The following is a 19,498-nucleotide window of genomic DNA, read 5'->3' as shown; positions in this document are numbered from 1 at the left end:
CATTTCAGGTCAGTTCTTTTATGAAGATCATAAAGCTAACAGTTGAGAAATTCCGTGCCGTAAGACTTTCTGAAATTGAGCTAAGCCAAGAAACCGCGCTTGTTGGGCAAAACAGTGCGGGGAAATCGTCCTTGTTGAGAGCGCTAAACGCGTTTTTCAATTTTCAAGAAGAAAAACTGCCGTTCCTAGAAGGTCGACACGCTTTTCAAAAAACAACGACGGCCATTATCACTGTTGGCTTTTCAAACGTGCCAGCCAACTGCGACCTTCCGCGCCTTTCTATAGGCGGAGATGAAATTCGAGCACGTCTGAAATATCGAAAGTCGGATACTTGGCAAATTTGTGACAACGGAAATTGGGTGACTGCGCCCAGCGATATGCACCAAAAGCTATCAGAGCATATTCGATATGTTTATGTGCCGATGCGCCGGGATCATGAGGTCTCAAGTTGGAGTGACACGGGCCTCCTTAAATCAGTTGTGGAGGCTTGGCTTGAGCAACACACAAAAAAGCGCGACACAATAAGCCCAAAGGTCACCGAACTGAGTGCGGCAATTCAACGGCAGGCGTTCAAAGGCCTTAGCAAGCAAATCCGCAATGTTACGCCACTGAACGGCAAGTTTTCCTTTACTTTGGAATATGATCCGGCCCCAAATTATTCGCTGCTTCTGCGAGACTTGGTGCTGCGCGTTACAGAGGGTGATACCACAGTTGATCTGGAAGATTGCGGAAGTGGCACGCAGAGCATGACCGCTTTTGGTTTATACTCTTACCTAGCGGAGTTGCAGGGCAGCACATATGTTTTGGGAATTGAAGAACCTGAGCAGAATTTGCACCCTCATGCTCAGAGAGAACTACTACAAAACCTACGAAAACTGCCCCTGCAAGTATTGTTTACGACCCATTCTACGGTAATGCTCGATGAACTAGATCATGAAGAAGTGGTTTTATGTCGGCGTACATCTTCCGCTACCAGGGGGGTTGAGGTCACAACAACTCAGATAAAAAGTGCATTTTGGGCGGGCCAAGGTTTTGATCGAGAAAGGTACTATCTTTTCCACCGGCAAAGAAATTCAGACTTCTTTTTTGCCAGCCATATTGTTTTGGTGGAAAGCCCCATTGACGGGGAGGTGATCAAATACATCCTTTCCCAGGAAGGCATCGATCAGTCAGCGTTCGCTGTTTCCATCTACAGCGTCGGGGGCGTCAAATCCCTGCCGTATGCTTACAAACTGCTTCGGGAATTAGGCATGAGTTTTTCTGTCGTTGTGGATAAAGACTACTTCATGCCATACCTAAATGATGAGAGAAAAACGAGCTTGGACCCACGCGGGTTTCCAAAGTATCGGAAAGAACTAAAGGTCGATTCACTACTAGACGCAATGCTACCCGATCTTGCTGACCAAGCTGAGTTGCTGGACAAATTCCATTCCAATCATTCAAGAGCTATGGAAATACTGGACGCAGTTGGTGTGTATTGTTTCCGCTGGGCGATGGAAGTCGATTTGGTTGCATCCAACACGGCGGAAACCCTCATATATACCCAATTGAATATTCAGCCTGCGGTTCAGACGACACTCGAGCTTTTGTCCAACAGAGGGAAATCATTAAAGCGGCTAGAAACAGTGTTGTCCGTACTTAGGCAACTGCCCAAAAAGAACTACCCACATTCCTATGCTCGTATTCGGAAAAGCCTTCCAAAGGTGATAAAACAGGCGACTTAGGCGAAGGATAGGCTGGATATGACTCCATCGAAAACACTAGTAATCCAGTCACTGGCCGAGATGTTGGCATGGTTTGGAAAAGGAGTTGGTAAGCTGTATCCGGCCACGGTCACAGGTGGCCAGATCTGAATATTCAGAAGACTAGCATCTGACATTATACCGTCCGCTATCGCTTTTTGTAGATTCTTGTTTGCATCAGCAGCGAAAGTCCGGTTTCCGCCCTTAAAGTCCAAATGTGCATGATGCAGCATTCGGGCCGCTTCCCCTTTCCATCACTGTCGCGAACGGCCCAAACCCGCCGCTCAGAACAGTTTCAAATGCTGCGGTGCAGCCCACCGAAGCGGACATTGACACGTTGCCGCAGCATTATTAGGTCGCTAGGTCTGCTAAGCGGACAAAACGACCTTTGGCCCAAATGGAACCAATGGCTGCTTTCGAGAAACGGGTATCTGAATGCCTGCAATTCTGACCGTTCAACAAACGGTCGTTTTTGGAAGACTCAAAACCGAAAACCGCACAAGTCGTGTTATGTTAAATATACGCTTGTTGATAGGGGGAAAACTGAACGCTGAGCGCCTGTCGTATATAACGTAAGTGGTCCGGCAAATTCGGATGGCGTGCTAAGGTGTATCCAACCCATTAATGAATGATTTTATTGTGCAAAGAGAAAATATAGAATTCCGGCTCCGACTATAAGTAAGATCACCCACCCAAATACAGAGTCATCGCTTGATGATGAAGGTTTATTTTGATGTTTTCGAATACTCCCTTCGCTTATTCCACTATGAGATTTCTCGAATTCAAGACGAATGCTGTGGTTACCAACCTTCAATTCTTGAGTTGCAGACTTAGTGGCCTCACCATCAGGGGAATTCAGGTGCTCAATAATTGTGGGAACATGTTCACGAGCACCATTAAGAACAGACAGCCGTTCGAATTTTTGCAAGTGATTAAGAAGTTCTTGCCTAACATTCACATCCCCCGCTGATAACCACTTAAATCTATTTTCAATATTTTCGGGGATCGCAAAATCCTCAATGACTTTATCCGCATGGTTACTAACTTCAGTAATGATCTGATCAATTGAGGTGTCGTAACCTACAGTGTAGGTTTTTTGGGACTTCGGGCCAAGGTTACGCCAGAGGCTTTCAACGAGCTCATACTTCTTCTTGATAGGCATTCTGGGCGGTAAGAGCTTGAATAAGCGCTCTGCAACAGTTCCACTCATCTTAACCTCTCCCGACCTCCACTTCGGGATTGCATTTTCGGCATACGATTTTGGGCTAGAACCATGTATCTGCCCGTACTCTTTCAAAATCAGATCAAGCTGAGGTTTTGAAAGCGAAAAAAAATAATCCTTAACGTCCTTGTCTGTTCCCCCTAACTCGTGGGAAAGCCGTTTTGCATCCTCGATATGCTGCAAGGCGCGTTCCATGCCAACGGATCGATGACGATAAGTGCTACGATGTCTAGAACGGCCCGCCATAACAGTTATTGCCTAAGAGCTGATAGAATTCGGGCAAAGATGCCCTTTTTTGAAGAATCGAATTTGACAACCACTTCACCTTTCGATGTGGCTAGAGACTTGGAAAAGTTGATGTTACTTCCGCTTCTGATCAGAGGCAGTAAACGCTCGACATTGGGCAGAACAATTGATCCAAAATCCTTCATTACTTCCTCGTGCTCTGTCTTATCTAATTTTAAGTGTGCTAAAAAATCTTTGAACCGTTTTTCAATCTGATCAATATCAAGATCGACTGGTATCGAAAATTTATTGGAGGCCATTTGTTATCTGCCAGCAAAAAGCGCAACAATGATGATGAGTGCTAATATTCCCCCAAATATATAGTATGGAGTCCAATCTTTCTCCCCTGTTTGCGAGCGCGCAAGTCGGCCAGTTTGAGCCTGGTCAGTGTTGCCCATAATTATTTCAGTGCGGCCTATCGACGTGTCTTGTGTATGCGTGATTGTTATGGAAGATCCGTCCTTGACTGCTTGGTTTGTTGTGTTCGAAAGAGAATTGAGTGTCGCGTGCAAAGCATCGACATCAACTTTCATGTCGTGCGCTTTAACGCTTATGTCGAGAACGCCTTTGTTATAGTCAGCAAGCAACTGAGCTCTTTCTTTGTCTGGAATTCCGGTAAGATCAATTTCATTCGCTGGACCAAAACTGATCTTGGTTGGTGTGTGTTCTACGCGAACTGCGACATCACGTGATTTGTCTTCGTTTTCATTGGTCATTCCATACCTCTTTCTTACAGTCTATCGCCAGCTCGCCAGCGTTGTGGCACTATATAGCGGCCGGCCCAAATTCCTCTTTTATCCTGTTGCGCCTGCTCCTCATAAGGAATGTATGCGCGCTCATAGCGTCGATAGGCAAGGGCCCATCCATTTGCGACCATCGTTGTTCCAACGTCAGCATCCTTCACAGAACAAGTGGCAACGATCCTCCCGTACCTGTCTCGGTCTCTCGGAGAGCACGAAATGGTATTTCCCCGGAGTAAGTTGTCCAAGAACTGGGTCGCATTCTTTCCGCACCTATAGAGCTGTCCATCTTTTTCGCACTTTTGGCCGGACTCAGGTGCATCGATTCCGTGTAGCCTAATACGAACACCTTTGACATCAATCGTGTCGCCATCAATTACAATTGCTGCACCTACAATCAAATCACTTTTTGATGGTGTGACGCTGGCTTCTGAACTTTTTGGCTTAGGGTGTAAAGTGGGGGCGTCTGTTGTGATCGCATTAGGGATTTTGACTTGATCATCATTCGTCACCACAAAAAGAACAGCTGCAACTGCGGTGGGAATTGCAATGGCTAAGATGCCAATACGTGTAGACTTCTCTTGGCCAAAACCGCGCACTCATGCATCCTTCTTAGAAATCAATTGACCGGAATATATAATAGAGGGGCCTTGAGTGAAGTCAACCGATACGGCACCGAATGGTTAGGTAATGTGTGTCAAGTAAACGACCGTCTATCTGACACAGCTAAACTTCCAAAAACCCTCCTTTTTGGCATATGCGCAAACCGTTGCGTTTTATGCAGCCAAAAACCCCATTCAAAACCCAAGCAGTTGTTGAAGGTTTTTGATTTTGCGACAGCGGCCACTCACTGCTTTGCAGAAAATCGGTAACATGGGCTCACTGCCGACCTTCGCTGCGTTTGCACATCGAAAAAACTGGGTCGCAGCCCCGAGTGTCCGCTTTCTTCAAGTTGCCCAATTTAGTTTGCGGGCGCAGCGAAAGTCCGGTTTCCGCCCTTGCTGACCCTGCTTGCGCAGGGCCCTTGGACACAGGGATCAAGATCAAGTCGCGGTTTATCACTTTTCTGATTTGTTTCCGTTGTGTCCTGATAATTTTAAAAGCTAAGTAATTGAATATAAATATATATCATTAGATTTAGGTTCTGGTGCGTTTAGGGGAATTCAGTTTGATGATAGCTACAGCCAATCTCCCATGGAACAAACCCTTCGCTTAGCCATTAGAGATGTTGTCATATATCGGCCTACACGGCGCGTGCATATTTATTGCGCTCGGGCGCTCCTCCTCACATCCAGCACTTCTCACAAAAATGGTTAGGGCTTCGGGGAGGGGCGTTGTCACCCCCACAATTGCAGCGAATTTTGTACGCAATATTCGTCCTTTTCGGCCGCAATGCGCGCAAGATATTTCAACCATTTCGTGTGGGAATTCTTCAGCGGTGATCATTGAGATGCTTTGTTTGCAGACTGCGATGAAAAGTGGGAAAGATTCTCTGAACGTTCATGGTGTTTTGAAGGATAAACATTTACCCACAAACCACCTAAGTCATTGTTTTTTTTGGCGTTTGGTGGGCCCGGCAGGACTTGAACCCGCAACCAAAGCGTTATGAGCGCTCTGCTCTAACCAGTTGAGCTACAGGCCCGCCTAGCGCTTTGAGTACGCATCCATGTGCTGCGGGTCAAGGAGGGATGATAACTTTTTTTATCTATTCTGCCTCCATTTTCCCAAGGTCATTAAATTCTTCATAAAATGGGGTGAACGCGCACGGTTTTGATAACGTTGCGTTTAGGAATGGCCATCATACCGCAAACTTAACCGGAATTGATCCGAAACAAGGGCGCTCGACGTTTGGGAACCTCTAGGAAGACAACATCGGGGAATGGAATGTGCAACAGTCTGGCTTTGTTGCGTAAAATACCTGCGCTGTTGATCTCTGTATAAAGTATCGCGTCGGACTATGTGTTTTCATAGTGAGTGTTGGTTTGTCTTTCACGGTTTTTGCCCAGATAAGACCCACCTTTTGGCGATTTCAATATGCCCGCCGTGGAAAAAATGCCTGTGGCGTCTGTGAACAAGATCTTACCCTTCTTAAAAGGAGCGCACAGGGATTAAATTTAGCCCCAAAGGATGATCGGAACGACGAAGTGATCTATCTTCCGATCAAGGCCGCATTTGAGAGCTAAAATCGCTTGGTTCAGAGGATCGCTTGGTGATCTATCTCAATCTGCACAATGGTGCCAGAAAGGCAAAGACCGATGCTTCTGCGACGAGGGACGTTATGGTTCTTTAAGGAAAAAGCGAGCCAGAAATCATTGAGTTTGCATTAGCCTAATAGCATTGGATTGAAGCGTCCGAACCTGCTGGATGGGAACATAAAATTCCCGCAGGGGAGATCGTTTTGAACATAGTCGCTTGCGAATCCGGTGCCATTGATGCTTTTTTCTTGGTGATCATCCCGCGGGAGATTAAACGCGGCCCGCATCGCCACGACTTTGGCCGCAAACGCACTCCACGTTGCAGTGGGATTTGGCGCCGATAGTACAAATGCTGTGGTGCGCAGCATCAATGACATCGCTGTTTTGGCACAGAGCGATGCGGATTTTATGACTTTGAGTGGTAAAGCTACCCATACAATTGATTCCACACCCGCGTCCTAAAGCGAAAACCAAAGCGATTTTCAGGGCGCGTTCTCTAGAGTGGGCCCTTTTTGTTAGATTGCGTCCGTTTTCCCTTCTCCTATTCCCTTTGCACCCCCCTTGCGGTAAAGCAGCGCCAACAGTGAAAAAGGGGCCTCCTATGTCAAATGAGAAAAACGGTCTGACCTACGCGGACGCGGGTGTCGATATTGATGCGGGCAATGCATTGATTGACCGCATCAAACCCGCCGCAAAACGGACAGTCCGCCCCGGCGTGATGTCTGGCCTTGGTGGCTTTGGCGCTTTGTTTGACCTCAAAGGGGCAGGGTACAACGACCCGATCCTTGTTGCCGCAACCGACGGTGTTGGCACCAAGTTGCGCATCGCGATCGACACGGGCAATATGAGCACAATCGGCATTGATCTTGTGGCGATGTGCGTCAACGATCTTGTTTGTCAGGGCGCTGAACCCCTGCTTTTCCTCGATTATTTCGCGACGGGCAAGCTGGACCTCGACGAAGCGACTGAGATTATCAACGGCATCGCCAAAGGGTGCGAACTCTCAGGCGCGGCTTTGATTGGCGGCGAAACGGCGGAAATGCCGGGGATGTATCACGAAGGTGATTTTGACTTGGCGGGCTTCGCCGTTGGCGCGATGGAACGTGGCACGGACCTGCCTGCGGGCGTGGTTGAGGGCGACGTCCTTTTGGGACTGGCCAGCGATGGCGTCCACTCAAACGGCTATTCACTTGTGCGCAAAGTTGTCGAAGTCTCGGGCCTAGAATGGTCTGACGATTCCCCCTTTGGCGAAGGCAATCTGGGCGAAGCACTTCTCGCACCAACCCGCCTCTATGTGAAACAATGCCTTGCGGCGATACGGGCAGGGGGCGTCCACGCTCTGGCGCATATCACCGGTGGCGGTTTGACCGAAAACCTGCCGCGCGTCTTGCCTGAAGGGCTTGGCGCCGACATCGATCTGAATGCTTGGGACCTTCCGCCCGTATTTAAATGGCTGGCCGCAACGGCGAAAATTGAGCAGTCAGAATTGCTCAAAACCTTCAACTCTGGTGTTGGCATGGTGCTCTCTGTTTCCGCGGACCGCGCCGAAGCCCTAACGGCCCTCCTCCAAGAGGCTGGCGAAACCGTCTATACCCTTGGCCACGTCACCAAGGGCGATGGCGTGCGGTATTCGGGTTCGCTTCTGTGAGTTTGCGCGTCGCGATCCTGATTTCGGGGGGCGGCTCGAACATGGTGTCGCTGGTTGAGGATATGCAGGGGGATCACCCTGCGCGCCCCGTTTTGGTTTTGTCCAATAATCCCAGTGCCGCGGGCCTCACCAAGGCTGCGAATTTGGGTATTGATGTGGCAAGCCTTGATCATCGCCCGTTTGGCAAAGACCGCCTCGCGTTTGATACGGCCCTTACGGAAATTCTTGAACGTGTGGCACCGGATGTCATATGCCTTGCCGGATTTATGCGCATTTTTACGCCGGAATTTACGGCGCGTTGGAACGGGAAAATGCTCAATATTCACCCGTCTTTGCTGCCGAAATACAAGGGTCTCCATACCCATGCACGCGCGATTGAAGCGGGTGACTCTGAGGCGGGATGCTCTGTGCATGAAGTCACGGCCGAGCTAGATGGCGGCCCAATTCTGGGCCAAGCCCGTGTGCCAATCCTTCCTAACGATACAACAGAAACCCTTGCCGCCAGAATTCTGCCGCTTGAGCATCGGCTCTATCCAGCGGTTCTGCGCAAGTTTATTATGGGCGATCATCATCGTGTGGATTTGACCTGAGCCACGCTCTCCCTTTTCATTTGCTTCACTCTTCCCTAAGATTGCCGAAAGTCTGGCAAAAACAAGAAAAAGAATAGCGTTTTATGATCACGATTACCACGACGAGCGAGCTTGCAGCCTATTGTGAACGCGCAGCATCCTTTCCTTATGTGACCGTCGATACGGAGTTTCTGCGAGAGCGCACCTATTATTCGAAGCTCTGTCTTGTACAGCTTGCTGTTCCCGGAGACGACGACGAGGTCGACGCTGTTCTTGTTGATCCACTTGCCCCCGATTTTTCGCTCGAACCGCTGTATGAGTTGTTTCGCAACGAGAATGTAGTCAAAGTTTTTCACGCGGCGCGACAAGATCTTGAGATCTTTTTTATCGAAGGCAACGTGTTTCCCATCCCGCTTTTTGATACCCAAGTGGCGGCGATGGTTTGCGGTTTTGGCGAGCAGGTCGGTTATGAAACATTGGTCCGCAAAATTGCCAAAGCCAACATCGACAAGACATCGCGGTTTACCGATTGGTCCCGTCGCCCGCTGACGTCGGCCCAGAAAACCTATGCGCTGGCGGATGTAACCCATTTGCGGGATGTCTATGAATTTCTGAGTAAAGATTTGAAAAAATCAAATCGTTCCAAGTGGGTAGAGGAAGAACTTGAAGTGCTTCTTTCGCCGGGAACTTATGTTGTACCTTCCGAGGACGCGTGGAAACGGGTAAAAACGCGCACCACAAGTGGGCGGTTTATGGCCCTTGTTAAAACCCTGTCCCAGTTTCGCGAAGAATACGCACAGACACGCAATATTCCCCGCAACCGTGTCTACAAAGACGATGCGTTGCTGGAGTTGGCCTCAACGAAACCCAGCAGCTTTGACGACTTGAGCGGATCGCGCCTTTTGCTACGCGAAGCGCGTCGGGGCGATATTGCGGACGGTATTTTGGCCGCTGTTAAAACGGGCCTCGTTCTTCCCGAAGACAAGATTCCAAAACCCGATCGCTCGCGCGAAAAACTGCAAGTGAATCCGGCGTTGGCCGATTTGTTGCGGGTCCTGTTGAAGGCAAAATGCGACCTGACTGGGGTCGCCCCTAAGCTGATCGCCTCATCCGCGGATTTAGACGTTATAGCAGCGGGTGGTCGCGACGTTAAAGCCTTGGCCGGATGGCGTGCCGAAGTCTTTGGGCAGGATGCAATGCGTCTGTGCCGTGGTGAAGTGGCCCTTGCCCTGAAGGGGCAAAACGTTGATGTGGTTGAACTTCTACCCAACTAGGCGGTTGGTCGGATAGGCCTATTGCGCGCGGCTAGAGCGAGAGTTTTGGGCCGCGACAATTTTTATCTCGTTCACACCGCGCAATTTGGCGGTGGAAATGAAATGCGCCACGATGACCTCTCGGGAAACCTCGGATGAAACGCGTTGTTGCCGGTTGGGTTCAAGAACGCGGAATTCATAAACCAATGTGGCACCCTCTGGCTTTTCCTCATTTCGGGGGAAAAGCTCCGCGTCAAAATAGCCTTGAGTTGGGGGAAGTCCAGTTGCATGCACAATGACGCCGCCTTGGGCGTTGACCACGGTTAAATTCGTAACTTGCGCGATAAGGTTTCGGTTGTCTTGGAGAACCAGATAGCCGTCTTCGGGAGCTAAAGTCGCAGCAATATCCTCACTTTGGCCCCAATTCATTGGGTTATAGCGCGAGTCCGATACTGAGGAGCAGGCGCCGGCGGCTAGGCCCATTGACACGATCAAATAGGTCGGAAATCTCATGCGTTGTCTCCTTTTTGCGTGTCACCCAGTTTGCACGCCGCTGTTTCTTCTGAGGTAGCCTACTGGAAGCCATTTGAAAAGACGCAACCCGATTTTGGAAAGGGGGCTGGACCTTTTGGGCGGCGGGTCTTACCTCAAAGGGAGGATAAGCAAGGAGTAAATATGGCCAGCGCTGCGTTTGAAGACATCGCCGAAACCTTTGAATTTCTCGACGATTGGGAGGACCGTTATCGGCACGTGATCGAGTTGGGGCGCGCTATGCCTGAACTTGAGGAAGTGTTTCGTGTCCCCGCGACCAAAGTGGACGGCTGCGCCAGTCAAGTCTGGTTGATGCCCGATGTATCGGGAACAGGACCCAAGGCGGTTTTTAATTTTCGTGGCGAGAGTGACGCCATGATCGTGCGCGGCCTCGTGGCAGTGCTGCATGCGCTTTATTCCGGCCTCACGGTGGCGGATGTTTTATCGGTGGATGCCGCAGCAGAGCTGGGACGGCTTGGGCTGGATGAGCATTTATCCGCACAACGCTCAAACGGTGTACGCGCCATGGTGGAACGTATTCGCGGTATCGCGCAAGCCACGCTTTAAACCTGCGCGAGTGCCGTTTCTAGTTCGCCATATCCTGTAAAACGGCGCTCAAATGCGAGCCCCAAACGCGCCGCGCAGAGCTTGGCTTTTTCGGTGAGGGCAGGGTCGTCGGTCTGGGCTTGATAAACCAGTTTTGTGTAATTCCCGAAATACATGTCGCGCAATTGCGGGTGGCGGTCGAGGCCCATGGGTTTGATTACGAAGGCATCGAATTGCCGCACGAGGAAGTCGGTGAGGTAGAAGGCAGTGATCTCGTCTGGGTGGGCGGCAAAGGCGTCGACGCCCTCAAAAAACGCGTAACAATGCGGGCCAGCAATCATTTCGACCCCCAGGGACGCACATTCTTTGGCCAAAAGTCCGCCCGTTCCACAATCGGCATAAACCACAAAAATATCATCGTATTGCGCCCGTTCTTCGATCACGACGCGTGCAACTTCGGCTGGGATTTTTTCGGGACGCAAGTGCAGGTTTGCGGGCAGGCAGCGCAGCGCGAGATGATCCCAACCATTCAGCCGTTTGAGCGCCAAAATTTCATGCGCCAAAGCCCCGCAAGCAATCAGGAGCACACGACCCGTGGCCAATACGTGTTCCTCCTCAGAGAGGGCTTCGTCGGTAGGGTTTGGGTTCTGCAATGTCATCGTCCTAGACGGACAGCGGTGCCGTAAAACACAACTTCGGACGCGCCGTTTTGGATCGCGGAGGTTTGCATCCGAACGCCGACGATGGCGTCCGCTCCCAAGGCTTGCGCGTCGTCGATCATGCGGTCTTTTGCTTGTTCGCGTGCACCCGCCAACAGTTGCGCGTATTCCTTAACTTCTCCGCCCACAATATTGCGCAAGGCCGCCGTTATGTCCGCTCCGACGTGTTTGGCTCGCACAGTTGAGCCCTTAACGAGGCCCAATACGTCTATAATCTCGCGGCCAGGAACGGTTTCGATGGTCAGAATAAGGGGGCTATTTTTCGACAGAGTCATAGTGGTCATCCTCCTTGTTCTTCACGCGATCTGAAATAACACGGTAAACGACATAGAAAACGAGCACCGTTGGAATGAGGAGCAGCATCCCGCCGGGCACCTGAACGCTCACCAGCATCAAGCTTGCCACGTAAACGGTCGCCGCGGCGGCGGAAATTACAATGACGAGAAGAAGGATCAATTTATCTAAAGGCATAGGGTCTCCAATCCCATTTAATATGGGGTCGAATGTTCAAAAAAGAAAGCCCCGCGCGTGAAGTCACCGGCGGGGCTTTGGAAATTGGGCAGGGGGACGAAACCTTTAGCCAGCCGAAGCCCGATTGTGTTTGCGTGCGATGAAGGTCTTTGCGGTTTCCACGGCGACAGCAGCGTCACGGCAATAGGCGTCGGCGCCAATGGCTTTGCCGAATTCTTCATTCAGAGGCGCGCCGCCGACAAGAACAATGTAATCGTCGCGAATACCGCGTTCGATCATCGTGTCGATCACGACTTTCATATAGGGCATGGTCGTGGTCAAAAGTGCGGACATGCCAAGGATATCAGCGTCTTCGCGTTTGAGCGCGTCAAGATAATCTTCGACGGGATTGTTGATGCCCAGATCGACAACTTCAAAGCCTGCACCTTCCATCATCATGCCGACGAGGTTTTTGCCGATGTCGTGGATATCGCCTTTGACGGTTCCGATGACCATTTTGCCCATTTTTGGCGCACCAGTTTCCACGAGGAGGGGTTTAAGGATGGACATGCCACCCTTCATCGCGCCCGCCGCAAGGAGCACCTCTGGAACGAACAAAATACCGTCGCGGAAATCATGGCCCACAACTGTCATGCCCGCCACCAAAGCTTTAGTCAGAATATCGTAGGGCGTCCATTTTCGTTCCAGCAGGATGTGCACCGCTTCTTCGATTTCTTCCTTCATGCCGTCGTAAAGGTCGTCATGCATTTGAAGGACGAGTTCGTCGTCTGGAAGTTCGCTTAGGATGATGTCTGCGTCGTCAGCCATGGGTCTACCCTATTCATAGGGCGCGAAATCGCGCGGTGTCTGCCCATTGATGGGCCTGCTTTACTGTCGGAACTTGGCATTTTGCGACATGCTTGGCGCTTGTTCCGACGCATCAGATTGGTTTTACGGAAGTTTAGGTCCGCGAACGGCGTCGAATACGCTCGGGTTTCTCTGAATCGTCGCCTGTGCCGTCTTTTGGCGAAGAAAAACCACCGAGGCTTTTGGTGATGAATTCCAGCGAGGGGCGGGGGCCACGTTCGCGGGTTTCAAGGGCTTCGCGCATGGCACGCAAGTGATCCGGCGTCGTGCCACAGCAGCCGCCAATGATCGTCGCGCCCGAGTCTCGTGCGAGGCAGGCGTAGTCGCCCATCAATTCAGGTGTGCCGTCATAGTGAATGTGGCCATCGTGGAATTTTGGAATGCCTGCGTTGCCTTTGGAAATAATCGGGGTGACGGGACCACGGGCGGAGAACCCTTGTACCGTGCGCAGAAGGTCCGACGCGCCGACACCACAGTTCGCACCGAAGGCCAGTGGCTGGTTTTCGATTTTCGCCACGATGTCCACCATATCAGACGAGGTCACCCCCATCATGGTGCGGCCTGCCGTGTCAAAACTCATGGTGCCGCACCATGGCATATCCGCCAGCTTAAAGGCTTCGGCCGCCGCGCGGTATTCTTCGGGGGCCGAGATGGTTTCAAGCCACAAAACATCCACGCCGCCTTCTTTGAGGGCTGCGGCTTGCTCGTGGAACATTTCCACCGCAAGCGCGTGGGTGAGGCTTCCGAGTGGCACCATGATCTCGCCCGTTGGACCGACAGAACCCGCTACGATCACGGGGCGCCCCGCGGTATCGGCCACGTCACGCGCAAGATGGGCCGCTGCGATGTTGAGTTCGGCGACACGGTGTTGTGCGTTGTGCAATTTCAAACGGCTGGCGTTGCCGCCAAACGTATTGGTGAGAAACAGATCAGACCCCGCATCCACGGCCCCGCGATAAAGCGCTTTGATTTTCTCGGGTTCTTCCACGTTCCACATTTCGGGCGCATCCCCAGAAGTGAGTCCCATGTTAAACAGGTTGGTGCCCGTGGCCCCATCGGCCAAAATCCAGTCGCGCTCCGAGAGCATGCGTTGCAGTGCGTTGGTCATGGGATCTGCCTTTCAAAAACACGTATAGCCCCACATTAAGTGGGGGGCTTGCGGTCAAATGCCAGTTTTTACGCCAAGGTGCAAATTCATTATCGTCATAATGTTTGTGAAAGGGTTTCAAGTTGTCGTTTTTCGCCGTTGCTTAAAGTGGTGGTGAGCGAGGTCGCCAAATTGGCGGCAGGTTGTTGCGCGAGAATAGCGCGTGTTACGTCAAATGCACCAAGGGCGAGACCGAGGCGATTGGGGCCCGCCATGTAAAGCGTCTCCCAATGCGGAGCAAAACTGGATTTGAATTGCGTGAGGCCTGCGCCGCCGGACAGGGTTCCCAACTTCCCCCAAAACCAATGCGCCAACCGTGAGGCCGAAGGCGCGGGTTGCCATGGCACGGAGGCGAGGGAAAGGCGGGGGATATTCTCAATCGCTGCAGTCTTGATCGCCTCAGCTACCAACGCATGCATGGTTCCGTCGGGGATGCTGCTGGCGTGGCGCATGAGGTCAAGCGTCCATTCCGCGGCCACCGTTGAAAAGCTTACGAACCCGACAAGACTGTCGTTTTTATAAGCGAGAAAACAGCGCTGGGTTTGCACATAAGCTGGATCATATATTCCCATGGTAAACCCACGTTCGCCGCCGTGGGTGGCGGACCATTCGCGCGCCACGCGCGTCATTTCGCCCAAAGTGAGATGAAGGTCTGCGTGATTAAACAGCGGCTTAAGGGAAATGCCTGCCTTTTGCGCTTTGCGTAATTTGCGGCGTAACTGGCTGTATTCTGGGGTCTGGAGGCAGAATTCGGAGGGCGTAAGCCATGCTTCACGGCTGACGGGGGTGACAGCCATGCCAAATTTGCGCGCCTCAAGCGCCATGCGGCCGCTGATTTTATACAAAAAGGGCAAGTGATTGTCAGCTTCGGCCATGTTCTTAAAGGACGCCAATAGGCTTTGCGGATGCGCCGCCACAAGAGGGTCGCCCAATGCGATGAGCGCCTGTCCACGAGACGCCGTGAGAAAACACCCTGCCGAATTCGGCGCATGCAGCAATGCTTTGTCGCCTTGGCGTAAAAGATTGGCTTCGGCGCGCGGGGCACTATGGATCAAAGCCTCGAGGCGCGAGGGAAACCATGCGATTCCGCCAGTTTGAGGCAGCATCCTTTTGTTTGGCTTGTTGCGCTGAAGGAATGGGCCGCGTGCGAGGGTTATCGCCCCCAAAAGCGCAGGTAAAGCATAGTAGAGCGTGCGATAGGCAAGGATCGCCCCAAGGAGCGGCTCTGCTGGCACAAAGGGCAGGAGCATGAGGAGCGTGACCTCAAAAGGGCCGACGCCCCCTGGTGTGCCCGACACCAATGCCACCCCAAAGGCAATAAGAAAGGCGGGGTAGAGCTGACTGAAACCAAGCTCAAGCGCGGGCGGAAGCAGAGCGAAAAGCGCACCGGACGCTGCCAAAGTATCTGCCGCTGCAAGGCCTGTTATTGCGAAAATTGCAGAGACACTTGGCCAGTTAAGCCTATGCCCTCTAAAGGAAATATGAGGTTGTAAAAGGGAAGCGGTAACGAGCGCAATGAGCCCGAGGGGCGGGAGCAAAAGGAGCGGGACAAGATACCCAAAACTAAGGTCTGCAATTCCAACGGGCAGAGGGAAAAGGAGCGCGGCGAAGGACATAACAACCGCCAGTCCTGCCAAAAACGAGACAGCGACAGCCGCAGAAATCTGTGTGGCTTGAAGGAAACTGATTTCAGGGAGAAGGCGCCAGCGTGTTAATGCACCGGTGAAAAGCCCAAATCCCGTGGTTTGCGAAACAGCAATTGCGGCGATTCCTGCGCGAGAAGCGATTTTATTGCCCACTTGTGTGCGAAAATGACGGTGGATAACGGCATCATACCGTCCAACCGCCCAGAAGCTCGCTGCGGTAGCAACGGTTGCCATTCCCCACTGTACGCCTGAGACAGTTTGCACGGCCGCCCAAATTTGTGAGACATCCAAGGCGACCATATTGTCGAGGAAAAGGGCAACGAAGCCAATCGCCAACACAATGGGGGCGGCTTGTCTCGCAATTTGGTGCCGCATAAAGAGAGTGGCTAGATTTTTGCGGGCCATCTTAGGAGGTGGCTCAAACGACATGGAATCTATCTTTGCCGTAGTTCCATTCGACCCTCGATCAATCGAAGTGTTCACATTGTTCCCCATCGCCGTCCCTTTTATCCACCGCTAGTAGGTGTAAGGGAACTATCTTAGGGGGGAGTTAACATATAGAATTGTAACAAAAAAAAACGCGCCACCTAGGGATAGGGGCGCGTTTAATTTTACTCGATTAGAAAGCCTATTTGACTTCTTTCAACACTTGGGTTTGCGCCTCAACCAAGCAACTCGCCATTTTTTCGCGCACAGCGGCTTCGGTCGCAAGGTCGCCCAAATCGCCAGCAACTTTGCGCACAACATCGTCATGGCCAGCTTCTTCGAAATCGGCTTTCACAACTTCGAGCGCATAAGTCGTTGCGTCATTGCCCGTTTTTCCAAGCAAGGCTGCGGCCCAAAGGCCAACGAGTTTGTTACGACGGGCGATGGCTTTGAACTGCATATCGGCGTCGTGAGCGAATTTGGCTTCAAAAGCGTTTTCGCGATCGTCAAATGTTGTCATGTTCTTTCCTCGGGCTTGTGTGCAAGGGTGTTAATTCGTTCCCCTAACATATGCCAACTCACGCGCAAAGCCGCAAGGGCGATGCGCAACCTTGCGGCAAAGCATCCCATGGCGTATAGGGCGCGAAGGGGCACAAGACTCACCTCACGTGCCAAACCGCAGCATCCGAAGATCGGAACCCGAATGGCACGTCGCACAAAGATTTACGAAGGCAAAGCAAAAACTCTGTATGAAGGCCCTGAGCCTGACACTTTAGTGCAGTATTTCAAGGATGATGCCACCGCTTTTAACGCCGAGAAGAAGGCTGTGATTGACGGAAAAGGTGTTCTGAATAACCGCCTGAGCGAATATTTTATGGTCGGTCTTGAGCAAATCGGCGTGCCGACTCACTTCCTCAAACGCCTCAATATGCGCGAGCAATTGATCCGTCGGGTCGAAATTATACCGCTCGAAGTAATCGTGCGCAATTTCGCTGCGGGCTCGTTTTCCAAGCGGATGGGAATCGAAGAGGGCACACCAATGCCGCGTCCGATTGTCGAGTTTTCCTACAAAGACGACTCACTTGGCGATCCATTGGTACCCGAAGAATACGTCATCGCTTTCGGCTGGGCCTCCCAGCAGGAGCTTGATGACATTGTCGCGCTTGCACTACGGGTAAACGACTTTCTGTCGGGCGTTATGTATGGCGTTGGCATCAAGCTGGTTGATTTCAAAATCGAACTGGGCCGCGTTTATGACGGCGATTTCATGCGCCTTGTTGTGGCCGATGAAATTAGCCCTGATAGCTGTCGTTTGTGGGACATCGAGACAGGCCGTAAGCTCGACAAAGACGTCTTCCGCCAAGATCTCGGCGATTTGGCCGATGCCTATACCGAAGTGGCGACACGTTTGGGCGTTATGCCCTCCAACGTGACGCACCCTTCTGGTAAACCGACGTTGATTAATTAAGCCTCTTCGAAAAATAAGGAAAGTTCTGCCATGAAAGCCCGTGTACATGTGATGCTGAAAAACGGTGTTCTTGACCCCCAAGGCGCCGCCGTGCGTCATGCGCTTGGCACCCTCGGATTTGAGGGTGTGAATGATGTGCGTCAAGGCAAAGTGATTGAACTTGACCTTGCCGATGGCACGTCTGAGGCGACGATCACTGAGATGTGCGACAAGCTGCTCGCAAATACTGTGATCGAAAGCTACACGATCGAGATCGCCTAATGCGCGCCGCGGTCCTTCGGGAATACAACGCGGATCTGTCTTTGGAAGAGGTCGCCGATCCGACCTGTCCCGAAGACGGCGTTGTGCTCGAAGTGATGGCCTGTGGCGTCTGCCGTTCGGATTGGCACGGGTGGGTCGGGGAACATCCTCGCGTCAAACCGGGCCAAATTCCGGGGCATGAATATTGCGGAACGGTTGTTGAGGCTGGTGCGCGGGCGAAATTCGCCATTGGGGACCGCCTCGTTGCGCCCTTTATTCTGGCCTGTGGTGCCTGTCCGTCTTGCCAGTCGGGACATCAAAATACCTGCCCAAATCAACGGCTTCCGGGGTTTATCGAACCCGGAGCCTTCGCACAATATATCGCCGTTCCTTTCGACCACAACTTAGCTATTTTGCCCGACACACTCTCTCCCACCGTCGCTGCGGGACTTGGGTGTCGCGTCACGACTGCGTGGCACGCGCTCACGGGGCGCGCCGCGGTACAGGCGGGCGAATGGGTTGCTGTGCATGGAACGGGGGGCGTTGGCCTCTCGGCGTTTCTGTTGGCTAAGGCCCTTGGTGCGCGGGTTGTTGTTGTTGATATCGTTGAGGAAAAACTCACCCACGCGCTCAGCCTCGGAGCGGACGCGGCCGTGAATGCCTTGGCGGGTGATACTGCCCTTGCTATCCGCGAGATTACAGGCGGCGGCGCGCATGTGAGCATCGAAGCCCTCGGCATCGAAGCGACCACAAACGCCAGCATCGAGTGTTTGCGGCCCTTGGGCAGACACGTTCAGGTTGGGATGCCTGTGGGCCATACCGCCAAGATGCAAATCAATATGAATGCTGTTTATATGGGCAATCTCGCCCTTTTTGGTACCCGTGGCATGCCATCGTGGCGCTATCCTAGCTTGTTGTCGCTTATCGAGAGTGGTGCCGTGGATATGACGCCCTTGGTTGCCCGTGAAATACCTCTTTCCTCCGCGAGTGACGAACTGCGCGCCTTTAACGGGCCAACCGCGCCCGGTGTGGCCGTCATTACTGATTTTACTGCCTAAAAAGGACCATCTGCCATGAAAGCTGCTGTCATTGTCTTCCCCGGTTCCAACTGTGATCGCGACCTTGCGGTGGCTCTGCGCGAAAGCGGAGCCGATGTGGAAATGGTCTGGCACAAGGACACAACCCTACCTTCTGGCCTTGATTTTGTCGGTGTTCCGGGCGGGTTTAGCTTCGGCGATTATCTGCGCTGTGGCGCGATTGCCGCGCAAAGCCCAATTTGCCGCTCTGTCGTAGATTTTGCCAATAAGGGCGGCCATGTTTTTGGCGTGTGTAACGGCTTTCAAATCCTTGCAGAAACCGGCCTACTTCCGGGCGCGTTGCTACGTAACGCTGGCTTGAAATACATCTGTAAAACCGTGCCGCTTGTCGTTGAAAACGCCGACACGCTGTTTACGCGCGGGTATGAGGCAGGCCAAGTAATCGATATTCCGATTGCCCACCATGACGGAAATTATACCGCCGACGCCCAAACCATCGAACGTCTTCAGGGTGAAGGGCGCGTTGCCTTCACTTATGGTGACAACCCCAATGGCTCTACGGCTGACATCGCGGGCGTGTTGAGCGAAAATAAACGGGTTTTGGGCATGATGCCTCATCCTGAGCGCGCTTTTGACGCCAGCCATGTTGGCACTGACGGACAAGCGTTCTTTCGCTCAATTGTGAGCGAATTGGTTAGCGCATAGACGCAACGTCTTGAGCCTTTACGGCGCAGGGGGTATCGTTGGCTATGGCTAAAGATGCGCCC

At 52.2% G+C, this 19,498-nt stretch carries 21 protein-coding genes and 1 tRNA gene; 9 read left to right on the top strand and 13 right to left on the bottom strand.

Annotation, left to right across the window (positions count from 1 at the left end):
* Positions 1 to 20: 20 nt before the first annotated feature.
* Positions 21 to 1,724 carry an ATP-dependent endonuclease gene (locus AB9F27_RS12515; protein WP_369757748.1) on the top strand — a complete coding sequence of 568 codons (1,704 nt, stop codon included), beginning with the start codon at positions 21 to 23 and terminating at the stop codon, positions 1,722 to 1,724.
* Between the two features lie 652 nt (positions 1,725 to 2,376).
* Here AB9F27_RS12515 and AB9F27_RS12510 read toward each other — a convergent pair.
* From AB9F27_RS12510 to AB9F27_RS12490, 5 genes are all read right to left on the bottom strand, one after another.
* A complete protein-coding gene (locus AB9F27_RS12510) occupies positions 2,377 to 3,159 on the bottom strand; it encodes a hypothetical protein (RefSeq protein WP_369757747.1) in 783 nt (260 codons plus the stop codon).
* A 56-nt stretch (positions 3,160 to 3,215) separates the two neighbouring features.
* Positions 3,216 to 3,509, bottom strand: a complete 294-nt coding sequence (locus AB9F27_RS12505) for a hypothetical protein (protein ID WP_369757746.1) — start codon at positions 3,507 to 3,509, stop codon at positions 3,216 to 3,218.
* Between the two features lie 3 nt (positions 3,510 to 3,512).
* Positions 3,513 to 3,965 (bottom strand): hypothetical protein, encoded by a 453-nt coding sequence (locus tag AB9F27_RS12500; protein ID WP_369757745.1) that lies wholly within the window; start codon positions 3,963 to 3,965, stop codon positions 3,513 to 3,515.
* 14 nt (positions 3,966 to 3,979) lie between these two features.
* On the bottom strand, positions 3,980 to 4,588 hold the full coding sequence (locus AB9F27_RS12495) for a thermonuclease family protein (RefSeq protein WP_369757744.1): 609 nt from the start codon (positions 4,586 to 4,588) through the stop codon (positions 3,980 to 3,982).
* 966 nt (positions 4,589 to 5,554) lie between these two features.
* Positions 5,555 to 5,631: transfer RNA gene (locus AB9F27_RS12490), tRNA-Ile, on the bottom strand.
* Between the two features lie 1,154 nt (positions 5,632 to 6,785).
* Between AB9F27_RS12490 and purM the strand changes: the two genes are divergently transcribed.
* From purM to rnd, 3 genes are all read left to right on the top strand, one after another.
* Positions 6,786 to 7,832 carry a phosphoribosylformylglycinamidine cyclo-ligase gene (purM, locus tag AB9F27_RS12485; RefSeq protein WP_335586651.1) on the top strand — a complete coding sequence of 349 codons (1,047 nt, stop codon included), beginning with the start codon at positions 6,786 to 6,788 and terminating at the stop codon, positions 7,830 to 7,832.
* On the top strand, positions 7,829 to 8,422 hold the full coding sequence (gene purN, locus AB9F27_RS12480; protein WP_039003181.1) for a phosphoribosylglycinamide formyltransferase: 594 nt from the start codon (positions 7,829 to 7,831) through the stop codon (positions 8,420 to 8,422). The genes purM and purN overlap by 4 nt, the downstream gene beginning before the upstream one ends.
* Positions 8,423 to 8,505: 83 nt before the next feature.
* Positions 8,506 to 9,675 carry a ribonuclease D gene (gene rnd / locus AB9F27_RS12475; protein ID WP_335586652.1) on the top strand — a complete coding sequence of 390 codons (1,170 nt, stop codon included), beginning with the start codon at positions 8,506 to 8,508 and terminating at the stop codon, positions 9,673 to 9,675.
* An 18-nt stretch (positions 9,676 to 9,693) separates the two neighbouring features.
* On the opposite strand, the gene AB9F27_RS12470 is transcribed toward rnd, so the two are convergent.
* A complete protein-coding gene (locus AB9F27_RS12470) occupies positions 9,694 to 10,167 on the bottom strand; it encodes a hypothetical protein (protein WP_335586653.1) in 474 nt (157 codons plus the stop codon).
* A gap of 162 nt (positions 10,168 to 10,329) precedes the next feature.
* On the opposite strand from AB9F27_RS12470, the gene AB9F27_RS12465 reads away from it, so the two are divergent.
* Positions 10,330 to 10,752 (top strand): SufE family protein, encoded by a 423-nt coding sequence (locus AB9F27_RS12465; protein WP_335586654.1) that lies wholly within the window; start codon positions 10,330 to 10,332, stop codon positions 10,750 to 10,752.
* Here AB9F27_RS12465 and AB9F27_RS12460 read toward each other — a convergent pair.
* From AB9F27_RS12460 to AB9F27_RS12430, 7 genes are all read right to left on the bottom strand, one after another.
* Positions 10,749 to 11,390, bottom strand: a complete 642-nt coding sequence (locus tag AB9F27_RS12460) for a DUF1638 domain-containing protein (protein WP_369757743.1) — start codon at positions 11,388 to 11,390, stop codon at positions 10,749 to 10,751. The genes AB9F27_RS12465 and AB9F27_RS12460 overlap by 4 nt on opposite strands.
* Positions 11,387 to 11,725 (bottom strand): YbjQ family protein, encoded by a 339-nt coding sequence (locus AB9F27_RS12455; RefSeq protein ID WP_335584445.1) that lies wholly within the window; start codon positions 11,723 to 11,725, stop codon positions 11,387 to 11,389. Before AB9F27_RS12455 ends, AB9F27_RS12460 begins: the two co-directional genes overlap by 4 nt.
* Positions 11,706 to 11,921: a hypothetical protein gene (locus AB9F27_RS12450; protein ID WP_039003187.1), complete on the bottom strand. Its 216-nt coding sequence runs from the start codon at positions 11,919 to 11,921 to the stop codon at positions 11,706 to 11,708. The genes AB9F27_RS12455 and AB9F27_RS12450 overlap by 20 nt, the downstream gene beginning before the upstream one ends.
* A 105-nt stretch (positions 11,922 to 12,026) precedes the next feature.
* Complete coding sequence (locus AB9F27_RS12445) at positions 12,027 to 12,728, bottom strand: B12-binding domain-containing protein (protein ID WP_335584447.1); 702 nt, start codon at positions 12,726 to 12,728, stop codon at positions 12,027 to 12,029.
* Between the two features lie 133 nt (positions 12,729 to 12,861).
* Positions 12,862 to 13,875 (bottom strand): betaine--homocysteine S-methyltransferase, encoded by a 1,014-nt coding sequence (gene bmt, locus AB9F27_RS12440; protein WP_335584448.1) that lies wholly within the window; start codon positions 13,873 to 13,875, stop codon positions 12,862 to 12,864.
* Positions 13,876 to 13,970: 95 nt separating this feature from the next.
* Positions 13,971 to 15,989 carry a phosphatidylglycerol lysyltransferase domain-containing protein gene (locus tag AB9F27_RS12435; RefSeq protein ID WP_335584449.1) on the bottom strand — a complete coding sequence of 673 codons (2,019 nt, stop codon included), beginning with the start codon at positions 15,987 to 15,989 and terminating at the stop codon, positions 13,971 to 13,973.
* A gap of 199 nt (positions 15,990 to 16,188) precedes the next feature.
* Entirely contained in the window at positions 16,189 to 16,506 is a 318-nt protein-coding gene (locus tag AB9F27_RS12430; RefSeq protein WP_335584450.1) for a DUF1476 domain-containing protein, read from the bottom strand.
* Positions 16,507 to 16,689: 183 nt separating this feature from the next.
* Between AB9F27_RS12430 and purC the strand changes: the two genes are divergently transcribed.
* From purC to purQ, 4 genes are read left to right on the top strand one after another with little or no spacing between them, the layout of a single operon-like run.
* Positions 16,690 to 17,454 (top strand): phosphoribosylaminoimidazolesuccinocarboxamide synthase, encoded by a 765-nt coding sequence (gene purC / locus AB9F27_RS12425; RefSeq protein ID WP_039003191.1) that lies wholly within the window; start codon positions 16,690 to 16,692, stop codon positions 17,452 to 17,454.
* Between the two features lie 30 nt (positions 17,455 to 17,484).
* Positions 17,485 to 17,715 carry a phosphoribosylformylglycinamidine synthase subunit PurS gene (purS, locus tag AB9F27_RS12420; RefSeq protein WP_039003192.1) on the top strand — a complete coding sequence of 77 codons (231 nt, stop codon included), beginning with the start codon at positions 17,485 to 17,487 and terminating at the stop codon, positions 17,713 to 17,715.
* Positions 17,715 to 18,752: a zinc-dependent alcohol dehydrogenase family protein gene (locus AB9F27_RS12415; protein ID WP_335584451.1), complete on the top strand. Its 1,038-nt coding sequence runs from the start codon at positions 17,715 to 17,717 to the stop codon at positions 18,750 to 18,752. The genes purS and AB9F27_RS12415 overlap by 1 nt, the downstream gene beginning before the upstream one ends.
* A 15-nt stretch (positions 18,753 to 18,767) precedes the next feature.
* Entirely contained in the window at positions 18,768 to 19,436 is a 669-nt protein-coding gene (gene purQ, locus AB9F27_RS12410) for a phosphoribosylformylglycinamidine synthase subunit PurQ (RefSeq protein WP_335584452.1), read from the top strand.
* Positions 19,437 to 19,498 lie beyond the last annotated feature (62 nt).

The organism is Falsihalocynthiibacter sp. CO-5D18, assembly GCF_041205445.1.
Taxonomy (GTDB): Bacteria; Pseudomonadota; Alphaproteobacteria; order Rhodobacterales; family Rhodobacteraceae; genus Falsihalocynthiibacter; species Falsihalocynthiibacter arcticus.
This window is presented reverse-complemented; position numbering and strand designations above follow the sequence as displayed.

What these genes read in the sequence shown, in the direction of transcription:
- AB9F27_RS12435 (WP_335584449.1), bottom strand. Translation starts at nt 15,989, where the DNA reads ATGTCGTTTGAGCCACCTCCTAAGATGGCCCGCAAAAATCTAGCCACT.
- AB9F27_RS12430 (WP_335584450.1), bottom strand. Translation starts at nt 16,506, where the DNA reads ATGACAACATTTGACGATCGCGAAAACGCTTTTGAAGCCAAATTCGCT.
- AB9F27_RS12510 (WP_369757747.1), bottom strand. Translation starts at nt 3,159, where the DNA reads ATGGAACGCGCCTTGCAGCATATCGAGGATGCAAAACGGCTTTCCCAC.
- purM (WP_335586651.1), top strand. Translation starts at nt 6,786, where the DNA reads ATGTCAAATGAGAAAAACGGTCTGACCTACGCGGACGCGGGTGTCGAT.
- AB9F27_RS12460 (WP_369757743.1), bottom strand. Translation starts at nt 11,390, where the DNA reads ATGACATTGCAGAACCCAAACCCTACCGACGAAGCCCTCTCTGAGGAG.
- purS (WP_039003192.1), top strand. Translation starts at nt 17,485, where the DNA reads ATGAAAGCCCGTGTACATGTGATGCTGAAAAACGGTGTTCTTGACCCC.
- AB9F27_RS12415 (WP_335584451.1), top strand. Translation starts at nt 17,715, where the DNA reads ATGCGCGCCGCGGTCCTTCGGGAATACAACGCGGATCTGTCTTTGGAA.
- purQ (WP_335584452.1), top strand. Translation starts at nt 18,768, where the DNA reads ATGAAAGCTGCTGTCATTGTCTTCCCCGGTTCCAACTGTGATCGCGAC.
- rnd (WP_335586652.1), top strand. Translation starts at nt 8,506, where the DNA reads ATGATCACGATTACCACGACGAGCGAGCTTGCAGCCTATTGTGAACGC.
- AB9F27_RS12515 (WP_369757748.1), top strand. Translation starts at nt 21, where the DNA reads ATGAAGATCATAAAGCTAACAGTTGAGAAATTCCGTGCCGTAAGACTT.
- AB9F27_RS12450 (WP_039003187.1), bottom strand. Translation starts at nt 11,921, where the DNA reads ATGCCTTTAGATAAATTGATCCTTCTTCTCGTCATTGTAATTTCCGCC.
- AB9F27_RS12505 (WP_369757746.1), bottom strand. Translation starts at nt 3,509, where the DNA reads ATGGCCTCCAATAAATTTTCGATACCAGTCGATCTTGATATTGATCAG.
- AB9F27_RS12465 (WP_335586654.1), top strand. Translation starts at nt 10,330, where the DNA reads ATGGCCAGCGCTGCGTTTGAAGACATCGCCGAAACCTTTGAATTTCTC.
- AB9F27_RS12445 (WP_335584447.1), bottom strand. Translation starts at nt 12,728, where the DNA reads ATGGCTGACGACGCAGACATCATCCTAAGCGAACTTCCAGACGACGAA.
- purC (WP_039003191.1), top strand. Translation starts at nt 16,690, where the DNA reads ATGGCACGTCGCACAAAGATTTACGAAGGCAAAGCAAAAACTCTGTAT.
- AB9F27_RS12455 (WP_335584445.1), bottom strand. Translation starts at nt 11,725, where the DNA reads ATGACTCTGTCGAAAAATAGCCCCCTTATTCTGACCATCGAAACCGTT.
- bmt (WP_335584448.1), bottom strand. Translation starts at nt 13,875, where the DNA reads ATGACCAACGCACTGCAACGCATGCTCTCGGAGCGCGACTGGATTTTG.
- AB9F27_RS12500 (WP_369757745.1), bottom strand. Translation starts at nt 3,965, where the DNA reads ATGACCAATGAAAACGAAGACAAATCACGTGATGTCGCAGTTCGCGTA.
- AB9F27_RS12470 (WP_335586653.1), bottom strand. Translation starts at nt 10,167, where the DNA reads ATGAGATTTCCGACCTATTTGATCGTGTCAATGGGCCTAGCCGCCGGC.